Annotated in this window: 18 protein-coding genes; 16 read left to right on the top strand and 2 right to left on the bottom strand. The window is 44.2% G+C overall.

Going from position 1 to position 20194, the window contains the following annotated elements; translation table 11 throughout:
* Positions 1–36: 36 nt before the first annotated feature.
* The 5 genes from ACETMN_RS14495 (at position 37) to ACETMN_RS14515 (ending at position 5112) form a co-directional block, all read left to right on the top strand.
* Positions 37–1344, top strand: coding sequence for an aminotransferase class III-fold pyridoxal phosphate-dependent enzyme (locus ACETMN_RS14495; protein ID WP_192131716.1), 1308 nt, complete (start codon positions 37–39; stop codon positions 1342–1344).
* 42 nt (positions 1345–1386) lie between these two features.
* The gene (locus ACETMN_RS14500) at positions 1387–2418 is read left to right on the top strand and encodes a zinc-dependent alcohol dehydrogenase (RefSeq protein WP_091016533.1); all 1032 of its coding nucleotides are present in this window, start codon (positions 1387–1389) and stop codon (positions 2416–2418) included.
* A gap of 80 nt (positions 2419–2498) precedes the next feature.
* The gene (locus ACETMN_RS14505; RefSeq protein ID WP_411736268.1) at positions 2499–3743 is read left to right on the top strand and encodes an MFS transporter; all 1245 of its coding nucleotides are present in this window, start codon (positions 2499–2501) and stop codon (positions 3741–3743) included.
* A 94-nt stretch (positions 3744–3837) separates the two neighbouring features.
* On the top strand, positions 3838–4431 hold the full coding sequence (locus tag ACETMN_RS14510) for a DUF1349 domain-containing protein (RefSeq protein ID WP_091016531.1): 594 nt from the start codon (positions 3838–3840) through the stop codon (positions 4429–4431).
* Positions 4432–4470: 39 nt separating this feature from the next.
* On the top strand, positions 4471–5112 hold the full coding sequence (locus ACETMN_RS14515) for an HAD family hydrolase (protein ID WP_411736269.1): 642 nt from the start codon (positions 4471–4473) through the stop codon (positions 5110–5112).
* Here ACETMN_RS14515 and ACETMN_RS14520 read toward each other — a convergent pair.
* Entirely contained in the window at positions 5109–5924 is an 816-nt protein-coding gene (locus ACETMN_RS14520) for an AraC family transcriptional regulator (protein ID WP_411736270.1), read from the bottom strand. The two genes, ACETMN_RS14515 and ACETMN_RS14520, sit on opposite strands and share 4 nt — an antisense overlap.
* Positions 5925–6219: 295 nt before the next feature.
* Here ACETMN_RS14520 and ACETMN_RS14525 point away from each other — a divergent pair, with 295 nt between their 5' ends.
* From ACETMN_RS14525 to ACETMN_RS14535, 3 genes are all read left to right on the top strand, one after another.
* Entirely contained in the window at positions 6220–7362 is a 1143-nt protein-coding gene (locus ACETMN_RS14525) for an NAD(P)/FAD-dependent oxidoreductase (RefSeq protein WP_411736271.1), read from the top strand.
* Positions 7359–7646 (top strand): hypothetical protein, encoded by a 288-nt coding sequence (locus ACETMN_RS14530; protein WP_411736272.1) that lies wholly within the window; start codon positions 7359–7361, stop codon positions 7644–7646. Before ACETMN_RS14525 ends, ACETMN_RS14530 begins: the two co-directional genes overlap by 4 nt.
* A 210-nt stretch (positions 7647–7856) precedes the next feature.
* Complete coding sequence (locus tag ACETMN_RS14535; RefSeq protein ID WP_105598613.1) at positions 7857–9089, top strand: cytochrome P450; 1233 nt, start codon at positions 7857–7859, stop codon at positions 9087–9089.
* Positions 9090–9190: 101 nt separating this feature from the next.
* On the opposite strand, the gene ACETMN_RS14540 is transcribed toward ACETMN_RS14535, so the two are convergent.
* Positions 9191–10630 carry a DHA2 family efflux MFS transporter permease subunit gene (locus tag ACETMN_RS14540; RefSeq protein WP_411736417.1) on the bottom strand — a complete coding sequence of 480 codons (1440 nt, stop codon included), beginning with the start codon at positions 10628–10630 and terminating at the stop codon, positions 9191–9193.
* A gap of 282 nt (positions 10631–10912) precedes the next feature.
* Between ACETMN_RS14540 and ACETMN_RS14545 the strand changes: the two genes are divergently transcribed.
* The 8 genes from ACETMN_RS14545 (at position 10913) to ACETMN_RS14580 (ending at position 20017) form a co-directional block, all read left to right on the top strand.
* Positions 10913–11518 (top strand): TetR/AcrR family transcriptional regulator, encoded by a 606-nt coding sequence (locus ACETMN_RS14545; protein ID WP_091016521.1) that lies wholly within the window; start codon positions 10913–10915, stop codon positions 11516–11518.
* A 45-nt stretch (positions 11519–11563) separates the two neighbouring features.
* On the top strand, positions 11564–11881 hold the full coding sequence (locus tag ACETMN_RS14550) for a GNAT family N-acetyltransferase (RefSeq protein ID WP_411736273.1): 318 nt from the start codon (positions 11564–11566) through the stop codon (positions 11879–11881).
* 73 nt (positions 11882–11954) lie between these two features.
* Complete coding sequence (locus ACETMN_RS14555) at positions 11955–12629, top strand: response regulator transcription factor (protein ID WP_017688634.1); 675 nt, start codon at positions 11955–11957, stop codon at positions 12627–12629.
* The gene (locus ACETMN_RS14560; RefSeq protein WP_411736274.1) at positions 12626–13996 is read left to right on the top strand and encodes a sensor histidine kinase; all 1371 of its coding nucleotides are present in this window, start codon (positions 12626–12628) and stop codon (positions 13994–13996) included. The genes ACETMN_RS14555 and ACETMN_RS14560 overlap by 4 nt, the downstream gene beginning before the upstream one ends.
* 217 nt (positions 13997–14213) lie before the next feature.
* Positions 14214–15200, top strand: coding sequence for an alpha/beta fold hydrolase (locus ACETMN_RS14565; protein WP_411736275.1), 987 nt, complete (start codon positions 14214–14216; stop codon positions 15198–15200).
* Between the two features lie 126 nt (positions 15201–15326).
* On the top strand, positions 15327–16310 hold the full coding sequence (locus ACETMN_RS14570; protein WP_411736276.1) for an alpha/beta fold hydrolase: 984 nt from the start codon (positions 15327–15329) through the stop codon (positions 16308–16310).
* Between the two features lie 128 nt (positions 16311–16438).
* Positions 16439–17893, top strand: coding sequence for an alpha/beta hydrolase family protein (locus tag ACETMN_RS14575; RefSeq protein WP_411736277.1), 1455 nt, complete (start codon positions 16439–16441; stop codon positions 17891–17893).
* A 36-nt stretch (positions 17894–17929) separates the two neighbouring features.
* Positions 17930–20017 carry a serine hydrolase domain-containing protein gene (locus tag ACETMN_RS14580; protein ID WP_091016512.1) on the top strand — a complete coding sequence of 696 codons (2088 nt, stop codon included), beginning with the start codon at positions 17930–17932 and terminating at the stop codon, positions 20015–20017.
* Positions 20018–20194 lie beyond the last annotated feature (177 nt).

The following is a 20194-nucleotide window of genomic DNA, read 5'->3' on the forward strand; positions in this document are numbered from 1 at the left end:
TCACTCACAACGAAAATAAACAGGGAGGTACTTAAGGTGAAAGAAAAAGAGAGCACGCTCGATCGTGCCGTAAGATTTACCCGTAATCTGGAGTGGTTGGAGCAGGTCGAAAAGGTAATTCCGAGCGGATGCAGCACTTTAGCCAAAGCACCTGAACGTTTATTTCCGGGGCATACACCCGTATGTTGTGCAGAGGCTTACAAATCCCGATTTACAGATATCGACGGTAATGAATGGCTGGATTGCGAAATGGCCATGGGTACGGCGTCTTGGGGCCATGCGAGGCATGAAGTCCAATTAACCGTCATTCACCAGCTGAAAAAAGGGACTAGCTTCTCGGTTCCGGCCGACATCGAGCTTGAATGCGCCGAGTTAATTCTGGAGCGGTTCGAGGGTCGTTATCCGTCGCTGCGCTTCACCAAGAGTGGTGCCGATGCAGTGAGTGGGGCCGTACGACTTGCTCGTGCCGCAAGTGGCAAAAGCAAGGTTATTGCGACGGCTTATCATGGGTGGCATGATTGGTCCGCATACGGCTATTATGGTGGCCAAACGAAAGAACGGGGCATTCCAGTGGATATCGAGCGTTCAACGATCTGGGTCAACAAACCTACTGCGGAGCGAATTGAGGCCCAGATTACCTCATCTCCCGAGGATATCGCATGTATTGTTTTATGTCCCAACGAGTGGAAAAGGGAGGCACTGGAGGAAGTCGTCAACCTATGCCGCTCTCTGGACATCATTATCATATTCGATGAAGTCACTTCCGGTATTCGAATGGGCAAACAGGCTACAGCAGGAGAATATGACATCTGGCCTGATCTGCTCTGTATCTCCAAAGGTATGGCAAACGGGTTACCGCTCGCAGCGGTTTTGGGGCCAGAGCACTTGATGTCTCTGTCGGGACAGGTCCGATTCAGCAATGCCCATTCCAGCGAAACAACAGCGCTCGCGGCAGCCATTGCCTGTGAACGATTAATGAAAAATGCGAAAGTGTGGCCGACTTGGCGTGATCCGGCAACCCGGATCATGGATCGTCTGGAATCTGAACTTGTATTACTCGGATTAACAGATCAATTGGAAGTGAAGGGGACGTATGCAAGCTTCTGCATTCAATCTCTGGCCGAGGATAACTTTCAAACAGACCCTTTCCGCGAGTTCATGGTAAAGAGAATGGCTCACTTCGGCATCTTCACCAAAGGTTACTTGATTTTCTCAGATGCCCATACACGGGAAGAATTGCTGTGGGTCGAGGAAGCGCTGTTGCAGATCCTGTCAGACTGGAAAGAGATTCAGAAGCAGGAACATCTTCATGCGATGCAACTTTCGAAAACGTTTGAAGCTTAATCCATAGATCATAATCGACAATCGACTAGGAGGAATTATTCAATGAAAGCACTCGTATATCAGGATCTCAAACAGGTGACTTACCAGGAGATTGAGGAGCCAACCATTCAAAAGCCAAACCAGGTAAAAATTAAAATCTATGGTTCAGGCATCTGCGGTACAGATCTGAATATTGTCAAAGGCAAAGTGCCGGCGAATAAAGGAACGATCATTGGTCATGAAGGCGTAGGCACAGTGGTTGAGGTGGGCGAAGAAGTTCGTGGTTTCAAGATCGGTGATCGGGTATTGGTTGATCCCACGCAATCTTGCGGTACCTGCTCATACTGCCGTGAGGGTCTGTTCATCTACTGCGAGAATTTTGATGACTACCAAGTAGGGATGACGACACACGGAACCTTTGCTGAATATTTTGTTGGGGACGAAAAGTATATCTATGCCATCCCGGATTCCATGAGTTGGGAAACGGCCATGATGATCGAACCACTGGGATGTGTACTTCAGACGTTCATGAAAGCAGGGACTAAGCCAAGTGACTCTGTACTGGTCCTCGGTTCTGGAGCAATCGGTTCCCTGTGTCAGCTTGTTAGCAAACGATTGGCAAGGCTTACTGTAGGCACGGAAGTTGATCCATACCGCAAAGAGTTCGCTTCAGGGATCGCGGATCACGTGTTCTATCCTCAGGATCTGACTCTCGATAAAGTATACGAGATCAATAATAACAAAAAGTTTGATATTGTAGTGGACGCGGTTGGTAACCAGCTTCATGTTGGGTTTGAGCTGATTGCCAAAGGCGGCAAGATTATTCCTATGGGATATGACGACAGCTATGAGGTGACGTTCAAATCAACAGCCGTGATTAATGATGGCATTAGTATCATCGGTGCGGTTGCTAATCACTCGATGATCAGTACGGCACTGAAATTTGCCCAAAGCATCCCGGAACTGGAACAGATGGTGACAGCCAAGGAACTGCTGAGTGATTATGAACAGGCCTTTAATGGAACGATTGGTTATGACATGCATACTGGAGAGAAATTGCCGATGAACTCGGTCAAAACAGCTCTTATCCTATAAGCATATAGACATTAGCGGGTTTGCCGCTGCGAGAAGTTGGAATTCGCAGCGGTGAAAACCGCAGAAGGAAGGGATATCGATTGAAATTGCTTCAAGATTTGCCGAAGAATCCACGCTACTCCATTTTACTCGAACCGGTATGGGCCATTCCGGGCACGATCGTTCTATTCTACGCTCCTTTATATATGAAGGAAGCGGGACTTTCGGACATAGAAATCGGTTTAATCAATTCGGTGAATCTTTATTTTGCCTTTATCTTTCAATTGTTTGCAGGTTCCATTACGAATAAGCTGGGCCGGAAACGAACAACGCTGATCTTTGATCTGCTTGCCTGGAGTGTTCCTATGTTCATCTGGGCCTTCTCTCAGAACTTCTGGCTGTTCCTGATCGCTTATTTACTTAATGCAACATCCAAGTTTGTAACGGTTGCCTTTAACTGTCTGATCATAGAGGATGTCGAGGAACACAAACGATCCAAGGTATTTGCCATTCTCAACATGATTATTACAGGGGCTGGTGTACTCACGCCTATTGCCGGGGTGGTCATTGCTGATTATGGTATTGTGCCTACACTCGCCAGCATTTACTTTGTCGGAGGCATCCTCATGACCGCCATGTTCTTCATACGTAACCGATACACGGATGAGACCGAGGTCGGCAAGGAACTTATGGGATTGCATAGTAAAACCCGTGTACTTCAGAGTTTGGGTTCCAGTCTGCGCCTGTTCGGCAAATCGTTCTACAAACGGAGACTTTTTCCGATTATTCTGATTACGGTGTTATCCAATCTGATTCTACAGCTGAATTTCTTTCAGGTCATTTTCTTCAAGGAACAGTTGAAATTTGATGACCGTGTCATTTCGTTTATCCCAGTAGTGACTGCGGTAACCGTCATGCTGCTCTATCTGGTCATCATTCCGCGACTGAAGCGGCGTTCGGAGGAAAAGTATGTTGGTTTTTCCATTGTGCTTAGCACGGCCGGAGCCATTCTGTTTCTATTGATCCCTGTGGGGAATATAGGAATGTTGTTTCTCACGCTAATCGTGCTCGCTGCGGGTAACTTCATTTTGCAGACGTACCGGGATTCCCTGCTGATGAACCGATTGGGTACGCATGAGAAAGCCGATATGTTCTCGGCCGTGCAGACCGTCATGACGCTTACAGCAATTCCATCCGGTTACCTGACGGGCCTGCTCTACCATCACAATCCAACACTATTGTTCAGTGTAATTCTTGGTCTATATGTCATACTCATGGTTATTATGTTCTTCCTGCCAGATCCGCAAAAGCACTCCCAAGTGCTGGAACCTTACAAAAATATGTAGAAAAAGGGGTTTACTGTATCTGGAGCGAATATGTAGTACAGAAAAAACTAGAACAACCTCTAGAACATATTTTAACTTGGGAGGCTACTAACAAATGACTAACGTAATGACAACAGAAGCACGGAAGCAATGGAGCTGGATGAACGAGCCCGAAACCTGGTCCTATACGGATCAGGGAGGCGTGCTGGTGGAAGCGAAGGCGGACACCGACTTTTTCCAAGATCCAGCGGGGAAACACATTCGTGCAACTGCTCCTTTCTTGTCCATGCCTGTGCCTGGCGATTTCGAAATTACAACCCAATTAACCGTTGATATGAAAAATCAATATGATTCCGGATGCCTGATGGTGATGGCGGATGATCTTAACTGGTGCAAAATTTGTTTTGAATATGATGGAAAAGTGCCTACCATCGTGTCGGTGGTGACACGTGATGGTTCATCCGATGATTGCAATTCGGTTGAAGTCTCCGTACCTAATCCCTATCTGCGTATACGCAAAGTAGAGGGATGCATATCATTCTTTTATTCACCCGATGGTGAAGAGTGGAAACTAATTCGATATTTCGGCATGCCGGTTCAAGGGGAACTTCGAGCTGGATTAGTTGTACAATCGCCGACTGGAACGGGCTGTACGTGTCACTTTTTATCCGTGAACGTTACTCATCCGGACTTGACCGCACGGTTCTAATCCGCTCCCCCGGCCGATCATTGGAAGGAGAACAGGTTCATGGTAAAAGCATTTATATTTGATTTTGATGGACTCATTGTGGATACAGAGACACCCTGGTACTATGCATTTCGCGATATTTATGAAGAGCACGGAGTAGAACTTGGTCTGGAGCTTTGGTCGAAAAATGTGGGGACATCCTTTGAGGAGTTTCATCCATTTCTGTATCTGGAGCAGGCGCTCCAAAAAAAGATAGATCATGATCATATCAAGCTGCTATCAGAACAGAAGTACGAAGCCTATTTGGGACAGGCCGCCATTCTTCCAGGGGTGCATGAATTGCTTCAGTCTGCGAGGGAGAAGGGGATTCAACTTGCGGTTGCTTCCAGCTCCACACGGGACTGGGTGCATGGTTACTTGCAGAAATTAGGCATTTTCGATTATTTCACAGTCGTTCATACATCCGAGGATGTGAAGCGAGTGAAACCGGCCCCTGAACTGTACCTTCTTGCTCTCCAGAGTCTTGGGATCGAGGCTTCCGAAGCAATTGTGTTCGAAGACTCACCTAATGGCTTGAAGGCAGCCAATGCAGCAGGTATTCGTTGCATCATCGTGCCTAACGAGGTAACACGTGGTCTGGAATTCGCCATGCATGAACTGCGGTTATCCTCGCTGGCCGAGATCGATATGGAGGCGCTCTAATCCAGATACTGCTTGCGTAGCTCGATAGGGGAGATCCCTTCGTATTTTTTGAACACTGATCCAAAGTAACTGGCACTGTTGAAACCAACTGCTTCGGCTATTTCATGAGCGGTAGTAGCGTTATTTTCGATGAGCATTTCCTTGGCTTTCAACAGCCGATATCGCATCAGATACTCCAGTGGAGTCATTTGAAATTCTATTTTGAATATCCGATTGAGGTGCTGCTCGGTAACATCCATCTGCTCAGCCAACATGGGGAGAGAAATATCCTGATGATAATTTTGTTTGATAAAAGTAATGAGTTCATCCAATCTTAATCGGGCATCAGAACGTTCGTAAGCACTATAGCGTTCACCTTCAATGGTTAATCTGACCAAAAGCATGTACAGTAATGCGGAGACGTGCCAGATCTGATCCTTGTGCCGGGACTGCAGCGCCAACGTAATTTCACGCAACAGGATATGAAGCATTCCATCCGGCTTGAAGGCGCGCAGCTCCCCGATCTGCAAGGAATGCAAGAACCGTGGCAACAAATAGCCATTGAAAGACAGACAATCAAATCGTAATGAATCACTCAGATTGTGGTAACGGTAGGTTACCTCCGGGAACAGAATGAGAGCGGTCCCTTTTTTGATCGAAAATTCATGATTCTTTGCTGCGATTCGCCCGGTTCCTCCGATGCACTGTACAATGCTGTAATCCCGTGAATGGTCGCTCCAATTCATCAATTCATCAACGGTCAACTGGTTTTGCCCTGTAATCATGAGCGGCATATCGGTATCCAGCGGATTCCCCATACTAGGTTTCGGCATCGTCGTGTTATTCCTCTTTTCGTTAAAGGATCATGTGCGTAAGTGGCGTGGTTACAGCGTTAAAAGAAACCTAGAAAGAATTATATTACATAAATGGAATAATTTTAATTGAATGACGGACAATATATAAAACGTTTTCATATAAATGCTTCAGCAATTATTTATTGGGTGAATGAGTATGAACTGTAGTCTGATCAGCATCTATTTATGGATCCAAAAGTATGCCTGCCTTGCCAACAGAATGCGAAACGGTATACGCTATAAGGAATGAGTGATTAAAGAAAGGGATGCAAACATGAAGAAAGTCATCGTAGTTGGATCGGGTATTCTGGGGGCATCAACAGCCTATCAATTAGCCAAGCGGAGCGCAGAGGTAATTATCGTAGATCGAAAAGATATAGGACAGGCGACGGATGCAGCTGCCGGTATCATCTGTCCATGGCTGTCACAGCGACGTAATCAGGACTGGTATCAGCTCGCCAAGGCTGGTGCGCGGTTCTATCCGGGCATCATAGCGGAGCTTAAAGCCGAAGGAGAAATGGAAACCGGTTATGCTCAAGTGGGCGCGCTCAGCATTCATACGGATGAGGACAAAATCAATAAGATCGAAGAACGGGCACACCTTCGCAAAGCAGATGCGCCGGAGATTGGCGACATTACACCTCTTGATGACAAAGAAACCCGTGAACGTTTTCCATTGCTGGATGAACGTTATCAATCGGTACATATCAGTGGTGCTGCACGTATAGATGGAAGAGCGCTGCGCGATGCATTGATCCGGTCTGCACAGCGAAATGGAGCGGAAGTGATCCATGGAGACGCCACGCTTCAATTCGAAGCGGATCGGGTCATTGGTGTGAGTGTTAATGATCAGAGTTTCCTGGCAGATGAAGTCGTTGTCTGTGCAGGTGCATGGGCCAACGAACTGCTGAAGCCACTAGGCATACACTTTAAAGTGCATTATCAAAAGGCGCAGATTATGCATTTACATGTGACGGATGAGGAGAATACAGGCCGTTGGCCTGTAATTATGCCCCCGTCTGACCAATATCTCCTGGCCTTTGATCAACAGAAGATTGTCATTGGAGCCACTCATGAAAATGATGTGGAGGGTTATGATACAAGAGTCACTGCAGGGGGCATGCAGGAAGTTTTGAATAAAGGTCTGGAACTGGCGCCGGGGCTAGCCAATAGCACATTCCAGGAAGTGCGAGTGGGTTTCCGTCCGTTCACACCTGGATTTCTGCCTGTAATGGGAGCTGTGCCAGGGTGGCGGGGGCTGATTACCGCGAATGGACTTGGTGCCTCTGGCTTGACCATGGGTCCTTTTATCGGGAGTCAACTGGCGAAACTAGCTCTCGGCATGGAGCTGGATATCGATATTGAGCCCTATACTGTTGGCAAAGCAATGGATGATATTAAAAGAGGTGAGTCATGACATATTCACAACGTTTATCCGATGGAGCGAACTTGTCCGACATCATATATCTGGAGCATCAGATCGGTACGACAAAAGAAGAATTGCGAATCGCTTTGGAAAAACAAAAAACATACAAACGCGAATTGTCAGAATTGAAGTCATCAACAATCGGTAATGCATCGATAGACGGTTCGGACGAGCAAGTCTTAATGGAGAAGGCAAGCCAAACGAAGAACTTGATTGAAACCCTGTCTGAACAACTGGAGCAACTACAGGAAACATTGACGAAACTAGGCGATTAATCGGCTCATATCTCGTTTTTTCTGAAATCCTGACACTTAATATACGATGTGTATACACAAAAACCCCTTATTTAAGGGGTTTTTGTGATTTAGTTCAAATGGTTTATACCATTAAATGAACGGATGGTATAAAATGGATGTAGGTGCTGAACTGTCAATTCAGGTACCCATGTAACCAATCACGAAACTATGCTGAGAGGTGGATTCCAAATGTATAAAGAAGTGATACGTGTTGAGGACATCACGGGGTTTCAGTCCAGGTCTGAAGAGTTTTTCCCACTGCACTGGTTTCGAAAAATGCTGTCCGAGCATCCTGTCTACTATCACGAAGATACAGATACCTGGAATGTGTTCGGATACAATGATGTGAAGCAGGTCCTCAGCAATCATGAGTATTTTTCAGCCGAAGGAACTCGAACGACCATTGCGGTGGGAGCGAAGAATAACGAAGGCACACCTCCGGACAAATTAAACATTTCAAGTATCGATCCGCCCCGTCATCAAAAAAGTCGTTCGTTGTTATCCGCTGCTTTTACACCACGTAGTCTGAAAAACTGGGAGCCACGAATTCGCAACATTGCAGAGCAGCTGGTAGCAGATATTGAGCCAAATACGACCATTGATATTGTTCAAGCGTTGGCTGCTCCGCTGCCTTCGATGGTTATGGCTGATCTGCTCGGTATCCCTCTCACAGACAGTCATCGCTTCAAGAACTGGGTAGATATTCTGTTTCAACCTACCAATCCGAAGACTGCTGAAGAGAGTGAACTGAAAAAACAAATTGCAGCGCAAGAGTACTATCAATTCCTGTATCCTATTGTAGTTCATAAACGGACTCATCCTGGTGAGGATATCATTACCGATCTGTTGAACGTTGATGTTGAGGGGGAGAAGTTCACGGAGGATGAGGTTGTTCGCACGACCATGCTTCTGCTTGGAGCCGGTATAGAGACAACGAGCCATATGGTATCCAATACATTTTATTCCTTCATGTACGATGACCCGAGTCTGTATGAAGAACTTAGACAGAATTCGGAGTTGGTACCGCTAGCAGTGGAAGAAATGCTTCGTTATCGGTTCCACAATGCCAAGCGACATCGGACAGTGAAGCAGGATAACCAACTGCTCGGGGTGGATTTGAAAAAAGGAGATGTCGTCATCTCTTGGATGAGTGCAGCCAATATGGATGAACAGATGTTTGAAAACCCGTTTGAGTTAAATATTCATCGTCATAATAATAAAAGACATCTTACCTTTGGCAATGGCCCACACTTTTGTCTGGGTGCCCCGCTGGCAAGAATGGAACTCAGCATTGCCTTGACTGCATTTGTTGAGAAGATTGCTCGAATTGAACCGGTGGAGTCCTTTGATCTGGAGAATAATCTGGCCACTTCAGCTCCGGGACAGTCATTGACCCATCTGCCAGTGAAGATTGTCGGCTAAGGTAATGAGCTTCATCATTGGACAACCTAAAAAGCGGCAGATCAGACGTGAACGTCTTGATCTGCCGCTTTGTTATACAAGCAATTATAAGGCTGGACACCTTAATTTGAATTCATGGAAACTTTTTGTCTTACAACCTGTTTGATTTCTTCCTCTTTGGCTTGTTTGGTACGTTTAATAAAGAAGGAAAGAATCAATCCCACGACAGCGATACCGATGATAACGACATAAGCATCATTTATACCCTGGATCATGGATTCTGTAGCAAGCTGTTTTTGACTGAGACCATTGGCTGCACCAGTTGCCATCATATCCTGTACGTGTGCCGTAGTACGGGAGGTCATGACACTTACGAGCAATGAAGTACCTACAGCGCCAGCCACTTGTCTGACGGTGTTGGAGATAGCTGTACCGTGTGCACCAAGTCTTGGTGGCAGTTGGTTAAGCCCCGCAGTCTGAATCGGCATCATGAGCAAAGCCATACCAATCCGGCGGCCGGTAGACATTAATACCAGGTAACCATAACTGGTTGAGTCCGTTAAGTCGATGAAACCAATGGTCGTGACGATGGTGATCACCATCCCGATAACAGCCAGCCATTTCGCACCAAATCGGTCAAACAATTTTCCGGCTACTGGCATCAGGAAGCCCATGACAAGCGCACCCGGCAGAAGTAATAATCCGGACTCCAGTGCAGTGTAACCACGTGCGTTCTGGAGATACAAGGGAAGCAACATCATGTCAGCATACATGATCATTGTAATCGCGATACTGATGACCGTTGTCAGGGAGAACATGTTGTATTTGAAAGCCCGCAGATCAAGCAGCGGAGTTTCGGAAACGAGCTGACGCCATGTAAACAGGGCAAGAGAAACAATTCCAGCCGCAATACAGATAAGAACTTCTGCACTTGACCATCCCAGACTTCCTGCTCTGCTGAAACCATAGAGCAATGCGCCAAATCCGATCGTGGAGAGCACCACACTGATCGTGTCGAACTTGGTGTTGACCCGTTCGGATACATTCTTCAGGTATACAAACGCAAAAGTAATGACAATAAGAGTTAATGGAATCATGCCGTAGAACATCGTTTGCCAAGAGTAGTTCTCTAGGATATAACCGGCAAGGGTAGGCCCGATTGCAGGGGCAAAAATGATGGCAAAACCAACCATACCCATCGCAGATCCTCGTTTTTCAGGGGCAAACAAGGTCAAAATAACGTGCATCAAGAGCGGCATGATAATGCCAGCACCCGCTGCCTGAATCATACGTCCTGTCAGCAATGTGCCAAAGTTATTTGCAAGAGCGGATACGATGGTACCAATCAGGAAAATAAACATGGAAGCTTGGAATAATTGCTTGGTTGAAAAGCGTTGCATGAAGTAGGCCGTAATGGGGATAAGCACCCCGTTCACCAGCATGTAACCTGTCGTTAACCATTGTGCGGTTGCGGCGGAGATGTTAAAATCACCCATCAGTTCGGGTGTAGCGACACTCATGATCGTTTGATTCAACGTTGCAAGGAAGGCTCCCAAAATCATGATAAACAGGATGGGGCCTTTCTTTACGGATAATTCATCTTGTATTCTAGCCTGACTCAATCCTTTTCATCCTTTCAATCCACGCGTGACTAAATTTACAACGTGTTGTATAGTTTACATTGTATTTATTGAATTATATACATATTCGGACAGATTACAATTTACGTTATGACGTGTTTTCGTCGTTTATTTTACAAATAAAATGAATTTGTTGTGTAAATCAAAAATAAACGACTGATTGTTTTAAATTGTATTGTTTAAAATTTGATGGGAGGGATACACGTGAAAGACGAGAAGAAATCAGCTGTGGACCCAAGAATATTGCGAACGCGTCAGTTAATTCGAGGTGCATTTGTTGAATTGCTGCAGGAAATGGATATTGAGAAGTTGTCAGTCAACAAAATTGCCGAAAGAGCGACGATCAATCGGGTAACCTTCTACCTGCACTATCGTGATATCACGGATATGATGGAGAAGATGGCCGATGAGATGATCGAGCAGATTGAACGGATCGTGGTTGAATATGCTCCTCACTTTGAGAAGCAAAGGACGGAAGAGGCTTGGCCTGTTCTGGTCAAGTTACTGGAGCATTTTGCAGAGAACGCCTCGTTCTATCAGGTGGTACTTGCCACAAAGCGAACACCCATTTTCACAGAACGACTCCTGAAACTGTTAAGTACCTTGGTCAAAGCCAAGATAGATCGAGCCGAAATGGAAGATGTTCTGGAGGATTCCGGCATTCACAAGGAAATTGCCATCTGGTATGGTTCTTCGGCTCTGATTGGAACCATCGTTGCCTGGTTGCGTAATGATATGCCATATTCACCTCATTTCCTGGCTAAACAATTCTCGTTGATTCGCTCGTACTCTTATAATGACCTGATATAATCATGCTACAATTGCACCTAACGTTAATAGAGTAGGGATAATGTAATGAAATATAGTGCAGAACTCGTCGGTGAGATTTCTTTGTTCGAGATCATACTGGATTCTACTCCTAAATGGATCGTTGGTTATGTGACGGATACTCTGCATCAAGGAAAAGGGTATATGAGCGAAGCCCTGCAATGTGTAATGGAATTTGCCAAACACGAAACTGAAATTACTCGAATCGAAGCTGGCGCTGTGCCTGATAATACAGGTTCCATCCGTGTCCTTCAAAAAGCAGGATTCAAGGAGAATGGGTCACAGCCTGTGCCAATCCAGGGAACGTTGAAAGAACATACGATGTTTGCTGTGGATATACTATAAGCAAGATGTTTTACTATTTAATATACAAGTTGAACTATATATTTAAACGTAACGGAGAGGACAGAAAAAACATATGGCTACTATACTCGTTGCAGACGACGATGCAAACATTCGTGAACTCGTCTGTCTATTTCTCAAAAACGATGGATTCACCACAGTGGAAGCTGCGGATGGTAAGGAAGCTCTCACTATATATGGCGAAACTCCAGTGGATCTGGTCGTCCTTGATATTATGATGCCTGTCATGGATGGTTGGGCACTGTGCAAAGAACTTCGAAGAGCCAATCCTGATCTTCCGTTACTCATGCTGACGGCCAGAGGAGAGACTTGGGAGAAGGTGAAAGGATTCGAACTGGGTACGGATGATTATTTGACCAAACCGTTTGATCCATTAGAGCTGACCGCTCGTGTCCGAGCATTACTGAAACGATACAAAATCGGCTCCACACACACAATCCAGTTTGGCAACGTCATTCTGGACCGTCAGACGTATAAGGTGATGAGAGGCACGGAGTCGCTTACGTTACCACTTAAGGAGTTCGAATTGCTGTATAAGCTTGCTGGAACACCAGGACAAGTCTATACACGTGAGCAATTAATCGATCAGATATGGGGTATTGATTACGCGGGAGATGATCGAACAATAGACGTACATATTAAGCGCCTGCGCGAACGATTCGCGACGACACCTGATTTTCGGATTGAAACGGTGCGTGGGCTAGGGTACAGACTTGAGGTCTATGAATGATCAGATCATTATACATTCGTGTGGTGCTCACCTTTCTGATCTCTGTCATCGCTGGTACAGTTATTTCTTTTTTTATGTCAACCTGGATATTCGAAGATAAATTGAACGAAAATGCCCGAATTAACATACGCAACTTTGGCCAGGACGTTGTGCAGATTTATAAGACGCTGCCTGCTGATGAAGCAGAATCATTTGTTAGTAGAATGAAACAACTTGATTCGTATCATATTCGAATTTATGATGCAACGGGCAATTTCCAGTCTTATGGGAAGCTTAACGAACATAAATCATCCCCCGTATCGACGGATCAACTCAAGAAGGTGTTAAACGGAGGGGTTGTACAGGACACACCTAAAGGAATTGCTACCGTTCTTTTGGGGCTACCGATCAAGACGGAAACGGGTACAAGAGCGATGTTTCTAGAAACACTCTCACCGCCCTCAGCCTCTTTTGTGGTCCAGTTTGGCTTGATTTTTGCAAGCTGTTCCTTGATTGTAGGAAGTTTGTTGATTGTGGTTGCTTCTGTATATCTGGTTAGACCGATCAAAAAATTGACCAAAGCGACCAAACGGATTGCAGCTGGAGATTTCAACGTCAAGCTGAACATTAAACAAACGACGGAGATTGGTACGTTGGCCCGCAGCTTTGAAGAAATGATGCATGATCTTCAGCAGTTGGAGCAGATGCGCAGGGAATTCGTTACCAATGTTTCGCACGAGGTTCAATCTCCGCTCACCTCGATATCGGGTTACGCTTCGGCACTGAAGCAAGTAAATCTCTCAGAGCAAGAACGAAACCGTTACTTGGATATTATCATCTCTGAAGCAAAACGAATGTCCAAAATGAGTGATAGCCTGCTCAAGCTGAGTTTACTTGAATCGCAGTCACAGCAACTACGGCTCACCACCTTAAGCCTTGATGAACAGATCAGGCGGGTCATTGTGGCGCTTCAGCCGCAATGGTCTGGGCGCAACATTCATTTCGAGCTTGATTTGGAGAATGTGAAGGTAACGGCTGATCACGATCAGTTAAATCAGGTATGGACAAACATCATCGGAAATAGCATCAAGTTTTCCGAGGATGGCGGTATGATTAAAGTCAGTATCGAAGAGGACTTCAAAAATGTGACTGTTCGAATATCCGACACGGGCATTGGAATTCCCTTGGAAGATCAGAAGCGTATATTCGACCGTTTTTTCAAGGCAGATCGTTCCCACAGCCGCAAATATGACGGGAGTGGTATGGGACTTGCTATCGTTAAACAAATCGTGTCCCTTCATCAGGGTGACATCCGAGTGGAAAGCGAACCTGGTCAAGGCACGACCTTTATGATCACGTTGCCCATCCATCCACCAACGGATAGTTAGGCTCACAGGATAGGGTCAATGAATAGAATATCCATCGGATTATCTAAACCGAATGTCCATGTCCTATGTAACATGCAAGCTTCCTTGTATGTTACATAGGACATTTTTTTTGCTTGTTCATACTCCGTTCATATTCCGGTCATGGGGAGTACATCTTTCTTGATTAGGATTTCTTAAGCAGCCTGCCGGGCTAATATACAGATGAGGATAGGAGCAGATGAATGTGAATCAACAAACAGACAGAGAAGTTCAGAGTAAAAGCAAAACCAAAAAAGTGTTAAGCATTTTGTTTAAAGTACTATGCGCAATCATTTTAGCAATTTTACTTTTTGTAGCTACCGTATATACCGTCAATAAAATCAGCAGTTATTCGGAGCAAAAAAGAATGGAGCCTTATGGTCAACATGTATCCGTGGATGGGAAAAATATGAATGTGTTCATTCAAGGCGAAGGCGAGGAAACGATTGTGCTTCTGCCTGGTTTTGGAACAGCGTCACCTGCACTTGATTTTAAGCCCCTTATCTCGGAGCTAGCCCCATATTATAAAGTCGTCGTGGTTGAACCTTTTGGTTATGGATTAAGTGATCAGACCGAAAGGGAACGCAGTACGGCAAATATCGTCAGTGAAATCCACGAAGCGTTACAGAGTCTACATATTGATCGTTATATCTTGATGGGGCATTCCATCTCGGGGATCTATAGTCTGGATTATGTGAACAAATATGCAGATGAAATAAGTGCATATGTTGGGTTGGATACCAGTGTTCCAGCGATTAGTGAACAGAAGGTTGAAGCATCAGAAATCGTACCGATTCAATGGTACCGTAACTTGGGTTTCCCGCGTTTGCAATTGAAAATGAGTGATGATCCATATGCTGGGCTACCGTATGATGAACAAACCAAAGAACAATTGAACATTTTGATACAAAAGAACATGTTTAATTCAACTCAATTAAACGAGATTGTAAGCATGTATTCCAATTTTAAAGCAGCTGAACAGTTAACGTTCCCAGTTGATCTCCCGATTCTTTTCTTTGTTCAAAAGAATCATCCTGCAGTGGACAATTGGGTTCCCGAACATGAGAAGTTAATAGAGAACTCTGCGCGTGGTGAAGTGGTGCTACTGGAAGCAAATCATTATCTATACCGTTCCCATGCCAAAGAAATCGCTGAAAAATTCAGGGGGTTTATGACGCAACGGTAAATATTAATTAGCTTGTTCATATTCAGTTCATATTGACGTCACGGGGAGTACATCTTCCTTGGATAAGATTTCATTAACGGCAATGAAGCAAGTCCAATAAGCGGTTCAAGACAGGAGAAGATCAGCATGAAACAACCAGAAGGAAAGAAAGCCAAGAATAGTACCAGGGCCAAGAAGGTACGAAATATTATACTTAAAATACTAGGAGCAATCTTAATTGCCATTGTTCTATTTCTGGGTATTGTTTATATCACAAATGTAATCAGCAGTAATTCTGAGGCGAAAAAGATCGAGTCTTACGGTCAGCATGTATCTGTAGACGGGAAAAATATGAATGTGCTCATTCAGGGTGAAGGCAAGGAAACGATTGTGCTTCTGCCCGGTTATGGAACAGCAACACCAGTGCTTGATTTCAAGTTGCTTATTGATGAATTATCTCCATATTACAAAGTGGTTGCTGTTGAGCCATTCGGTTATGGATTAAGTGATGAAACTGAAAAAGAAAGAACCACAGAGAATATCGTAAGTGAAATTCATGAAGCTCTGCAACAACTGGATATTCAGCATTACATGCTCATGGGTCACTCCATTGCGGGCATTTACGGCATTGATTATGTGAACAAATATCCGGATGAGGTAACTGCTTTTGTCGGTATTGATAGCAGTGTATCCACCCAACCAAGTATTACAGATGCAAAGTTCCCATTAAAAACATTCGCTTTCCTCAGAAATACAGGTCTCTTAAGATTAATGATGAAAGTGGGTGCAGACCCCTATGAGGGACTTGCGTTCGATGAACAGACGGTTGAGCAAATGAGAATGATCTCGAATAAAAACATGTATAATCCCACGTCATTAAACGAGATGGAACATATTTATTCCAATTTTAAAGGTGCACAAGGTTTAAGCTTCCCTAAAGATCTTCCACTTCTTCTCTTTGTACAAGCGAATAATGAAGGTGTAGAAGGATGGATACCGCTGCATGAAGGGCAGATCAAAGATTCGGTACATGGGAAAGTGATTACAATGGATGGTTCACATTATTTACATCACACTCAATTCAAAAAAATTGCTGAAGACTTTAGAGCTTTTATGAACGAAGCGAAGTAATTATGGTGTAGATGTACATTCTTTAACTTAACAAGGTGCATGAACGAATATGAGAAACCGTCCTGAGAGGCTGTTTTTCCATAATACGATAAATTTGGCCGTTGCCGTGATGAGAGAGAGGAATTCAAATGAGATTATTTGAGATACTGTTAGTTCTATCCTGTTTCGCTTTACTCGTAGACCTACTATTTATGAAAAGAAGTGCAAAGAAAGTAGGCTTGGGTTTGGGTATAGGAAGTAGCGTTATATTATTAGTTCAATTGTTTGTTGAGGGATACAGATGGCAGTTGCTTTTGGTATATATCATGACGGCTCTATTCATAATTATTGTTTTGCTCAGACATTCCGAAAAGATGATGAATCTAAAAATAGGGAAGTTCTTGAAATATAGTTTATCTTCCCTGATTGTCATTCTGCTGGTTGGTTCTACTGCCTTGTCTGCATACTTACCTGTCTTTAATTTGCCGAAACCGGATGGTCCAGAGAAAGTGGGTACTCAAACCTTTCATTTTACAGATCAGAACAGAGATGAAGTCTTCACTGAAGATCAAAGTGATAAGAGGGAACTCATGGTTCAAGTTTGGTACCCTACTGAAAATAGGAATAATATCAAGCGTGACACGCTGTTTCCAAAAGATAAAGAGAGGTTCAAAAAGTATATTCAGAGCTTCTCTGCTTCTTTAAAACTGCCCGAATTTGTGCTCGACTACTGGAAATATAGTCAAACCAACTCTTATGAAAATGTAGAAATATTACCTTCTACAAGTCCTTATCCCTTGGTACTGCTATCTCATGGCATGGGAACCAGTAGAGTTCTACAAGCATCACAGGCGGAGAATCTGGCCAGTCATGGGTTTATCGTGGTCACCATCGATCATACGTATAGCACCTTTGCTACCCTTTTTCCAGATGGCCGTGTAACGGACTATAAAAAAAGTACGACTACACTAGATGAACGTACAAAAACAGGGGATATATGGACGAAAGACGTGGAATTTGTAATCGATCAAATCGAAAAGCTGAATTCAGGTGCAATCGAAAGTCAATTTAAAGGGAAGATCGATCTAGATCACATCGGCGCGATGGGGCATTCTTTTGGGGGTGCAACTGCGTTTAATGCAACGTATTTAGATCAGAGAATCAAGGCCGGGGTTAATATGGATGGGTCACTATATGAAGTGGAAAATAGAGATGATATAAACAAGCCGTTTATGTTCATCCGATCGGGAAATTTTGAAGACTGGTTAGCCAATTTTGAAGCGGATAGAAATTCCGATGATGAAGTAACTAAATTTCTTTCAGATGAGCTGCACATTATGAAAAATGTTATCAATCATGGGGGAAATGTGATTTATATAGAAGGAACCCAGCACTTCAATTTCACGGACCTTCAGTTCTATTCGGAGCTGGTTAAACTGTCCGGGATCACAGGAGACATCAATGGTAAAAGAGGATCAAACATCGTAAATCAATATGTACTCGATTTCTTTAACAAGCAGCTGAAAGGAACGGGTGGAGATCTGATTCAGGGACCGAGCGACATGTATCCAGAAGTGAAATTTATAGATCCTAAGGAACTTTAAACGACCAAAACACTTAAAATTCAGGAGATGATGTGAATGGGACGACAAAAGAGAAAACGCACTTCAATCGCCGTGTTCACTATGGCATTAATGATGTTAGCTCCAATGTCTGCAATGGCCGCGCCTGCTACAAGTAGCAGTGATTTTACGTATGAACCAACCAAGAAAACGGTGATGGAGAAAGCCGAGTTACTCACCGAGAAACATGGAATTACAAGCCTGCAATATGCCCTTATCGATGGTGGCGAGATTGTGGTGTCCGGTCAGACGGGTAAAAACGATAAAAACAACAAGGTGCCTCTTACGTCGGATACGATCTATGGCATAGGATCAACGAGTAAAATGTTCCTCACAGCTTCTGTAATGAAGTTAGTTGACGAAGGCAAGGTGGATTTGGATCTGCCTGTTGTGAACTATATACCTGATTTTCAGATGAAAGATCATCGCTACAAACAAATCACACCACGCATGCTGTTGAATCATTCTTCCGGTCTGCTGGGCAGCACGGGCAGCAATGCCACATTGTACGGGGATAATGATACGTACTCACATGATACGTTTCTGGAACAATTGGCGAGTCAAAACCTGAAGGCAGATCCCGGCGCGTTCTCGGTGTATAGTAACGATGGGTTTACGTTATCCGAGATTATGGTTGAACGTGTTAGCGGCATGAGTTTTACAGCTTTTATACACCAATATATTACGGAACCTTTGGACATGAAACATACCAAAACACCACAGGATGTGGTTGACACGGCAGCAATGGCGGGAATCTATTCTCCTATGTATGAGGGTCAGCTTCCACAAGAGAATTATAATGTTATCGCTACTGGCGGCATATATTCTACCGCTGAAGATCTTGCGAAGTTTTCACAAATCTTTACGGGAGAGGTCCAAGGCATTCTTACCGATAAGTCTGTAGAAGCCATGGCGCAAGAAGAGTACAAAAAAGGCATGTGGCCAGAGGATGGGGATACGTCTATATCTTATGGTTTAGGGTGGGATAGTGTAAATCTGTACCCATTCAGTGAATATGGTATCAAGGCAGTAACAAAAGGTGGAGATACCATATCATATCATTCATCATTAGTCGTACTGCCGGAATACAATCTGGCTGCAGCCGTTACCTCATCAGGTGGGACAAGTGCCAAAGATCAGTTCATTGCGAGTGAATTATTACTCAGCGCACTTGAGGAAAAGGGGATTATTACAAAACGGAAGCCGGAAAAATCGTTTGGTGTGCCTGTGAAGGCAGATATACCTAAAGAAATAGCCACGAATGCAGGTATATATGGAGGCAATAATTCGGTTAAGAAGATCGAAATGAATACTGCTGGACAAATGACTGTATCCACACCCGCAGCTCCAAGTGATTCGGCTCAAAAATACACCTATACAGCGGATGGTACTTTTGTTAACGATGAGGGCACGGAAAAGTTGAAATTTGTTAAGGAGAAGAATGGAAGGACTTATCTGTGGTATCGATCTTATATATCCTTACCAGGACTTGGACAATTGGCTTTCTCCGAATATAAAATGGAGAAACTGGAAGCCAATGAATTATCCCAGGATATTACGGCCTCATGGGAGCAGCGTGAAGGCAAAAAATATTACCTGTTGAATGAGAAATATACATCAACGGTTTATCTCAACTCGGCACCAATTCTCCCGATTCATTTGGACAAAGAGACCCCAGGATATATATCCAATATTAAGATTATTGGAGCCAACGAAGCAGTCACGGAGCTGCAAATCCCTGGCCTAGCTGGACGTGATACAAAGGAGATTTATTTTGCTGAAAAGAACGGAGTAGAGTACATTACAGCCGTTGGTAGCATATACGCCAGTGAGAAAATGGTACAACCACTCTATTCGGGTAAACAATCTCTAGTAACGATTCAAGCAGATGGATATGCCAGATGGTATTCGATACCAGCAACGGTGAAAGGAAAAGTCATGACGGTTAAAATGCCTGCAACTGGCGCCTTTGCCGTATATGATCAGAAGGGTGTTTGTATTAATCACACCGTAGTCAGCGGTCAGAATGAGGTTGTATTACCAGAAAACGGCCGCATTGTATTTGCAGGTGACGTGGATTCCACATTTGAAATTTCATTAAAATAGATGAATCCTAGTAAGGTAGCATGTTTAACGAAACTAAGAAGGCAGCCGATCAAAGTAATCGGCTGCCTTTGTTATATGGGAGCAGCGGGACTTGTTAAAGGGATTATGCAAAGAAGAAGATGTATTTATAGTAGAACAGAGTGATTTCAACCAATGAGGTAGCATGATTTAGAATTC

This window comes from Paenibacillus sp. M2, from assembly GCF_046713495.1.
Classification (GTDB): Bacteria; Bacillota; Bacilli; order Paenibacillales; family Paenibacillaceae; genus Paenibacillus; species Paenibacillus amylolyticus_B.